Origin of the sequence: Streptomyces zinciresistens K42 (genome assembly GCF_000225525.1) — a bacterium.
GTDB classification, from domain to species: domain Bacteria; phylum Actinomycetota; class Actinomycetes; order Streptomycetales; family Streptomycetaceae; genus Streptomyces; species Streptomyces zinciresistens.
Genome location: NZ_AGBF01000408.1, coordinates 1 through 2101, shown reverse-complemented (window position 1 = coordinate 2101; position 2101 = coordinate 1). Strand labels below are relative to the sequence as shown.

The following is a 2101-nucleotide window of genomic DNA, read 5'->3' as shown; positions in this document are numbered from 1 at the left end:
AGCCGCGGGAGCCCCGGGCGCGCAGCCAGGCCGTCGTCTCCTCGGGCGGCATCGCGGCGGCCACGAGCCAGCCCTGGACGGCGTCACAGCCCATGTCCCGCAGCCGCTCCCAGGTCTCGTCGTCCTCGACGCCCTCGGCGACGACCAGCAGCCCGAGGGAGTGGGCGAGGTCGACCGTGCAGCGCACGATCTCCGCGTCCTCGGTGTCCACCGCGAGCCGGGCCACGAAGGAGCGGTCGATCTTCAGCTCGCTCACCGGGAGCCGTCTGAGGTGCACCAGCGAGGAGTAGCCGGTGCCGAAGTCGTCCAGGGACATCTTCACGCCGTGCCCCGTCAGTCCGGCGAGCGTGTCCGCGGCCCGCTGCGGGTCCTCCAGCAGGACGTGCTCCGTGATCTCCAGCTGGAGCGCCCCCGCCGGGACACCGTGCCGGGCGAGCCGGGCCGCGACGGACCCCGCGAACCCGGGGGTGTGCACGTCACGCGGCGAGACGTTGACCGCGACCGGCACGAACAGGCCCTGGGACCGCCACCGCGCGACCTGGCCGAGGGCCGTGTCCAGCACGTACTCCGTCAGATGCGGCATCAGCCCCGACGACTCGGCGATCGCTATGAACTCGTCCGGCGGCACCTTGCCGCGCTCCGGGTGCACCCAGCGCACCAGGGCCTCCAGGCCGGCGACCTGTCCGTCGAAGCGGACCTTCGGCTGGTAGTGCAGCTCGACCTCGCCGGCGTCCAGGGCGCGGCGCAGATCGCCCAGCAGGCCGAGGCGGTCGGGGGTGTTGGAGTCCCGCTTGGACTCGTAGACCTCGACGCCGGTGCGGTCGCGCTTGGCCTGGTACATCGCCACGTCCGCGCGGCGCAGCAGGCCCTCGGCGTCGGGCGCGTGGTCGGGGAAGACGGCCACGCCGGCGCTCGCCTCCAGCACCAGGGTGAGGCCGTCGAGGTCGAGCGGTGAGCTGAGCGCGGTGACGAGGCCGCGGGCGACCCGGGTCGCGGACGTCGTGGAGTCGGCGACCGGCAGCAGCACGGCGAACTCGTCGCCCCCGAGCCGCGCGGCCTCCGCTCCGCGCGGCAGGGCGAGCCGCAGCCGGTCGGCTATCTGCAACAGCAGCCGGTCCCCGGCGAGATGCCCCAGGGTGTCGTTGACGGACCGGAAGCGGTCCAGGTCGATCAGCATGAGCGCGGAGCGGGCGCCGATCCGCTCGGCGTCGTCGAGCGCGGTCCAGATCCGCTCCAGCAGCCACTGCCGGTTCGGCAGCCCGGTCAGCGGATCGCGCAACTGCTCCTCCGCGCGGGCGCGGGCTATCCACAGGGTGGAGTCGAGGGCGATGAGCGGAATCGCGAACAGCGGCAGCAGCAGCGGCTTGGCGACCGCGACGACGCAGACCAGCGGGGCGATGCCGAGGAGCGCGACGGCGACCAGCCCCTGTCTGACCAGGGCGGTGCGGGCGACGGTGGGCAGGCCGCCGCGCGGCGCGTTCAGGTACCAGAGCAGGACGCGGGTGACGACGAGGTAGGCGGCGGCGACCAGGACCACGCCGGGGGCGGTGTAGAGGGTCCAGGTGTCGGGGTTCCAGGGCCGCTCGACGGACGGCACCCGGCCGCAGGCGGCCAGCACCAGGGCGCCGGCGGCGATGCCGAGGATGTCCACCGCGCCGTGCAGCACGCCCTGGCGCCAGCGTCCGCGGCGGGCGGCGCCGACCAGGACGACGACGGTGAGGCTGACCATGCCCGCGGGCACCCAGCCGTACAGCAGGAGCACCGCGAGGGTGAGGGCGGCGCCGGAGCCGGTGCCGCCCCACCAGCGGGCCCGGCCGAGCGCCACGAGGTGGCCGACGATGACGCCGGTGAGCACCGCCAGGGACCAGCCGACCGTGCCGGACGGGAAGAGCGCGTGGCCCCCGGTGTAGGCGCGGTAGAAGCCGGCGCCGAGGACGAAGGCGGCCGCCGCGACGACCGCCGCGGGCAGCGCGGGCCAGGACAGGTGCCGTTCGTGGTCGGGGTCGTGCAGCCCGGCGGCGCGGTCGTCCGCGGTGGGTGCTCCCGGGCCGGCGCCCGCGGCCGGACGCGCGGCGCCGCGGTGTGCCCGCCCCCGCCACTC

1 protein-coding gene is annotated in these 2101 nt (G+C 75.5%); it reads right to left on the bottom strand.

Going from position 1 to position 2101, the window contains the following annotated elements; all coding sequences use genetic code 11:
• The coding region (locus tag SZN_RS36815; RefSeq protein WP_007506181.1) for a putative bifunctional diguanylate cyclase/phosphodiesterase at positions 1 to 2101 on the bottom strand (2101 nt) is incomplete at both ends.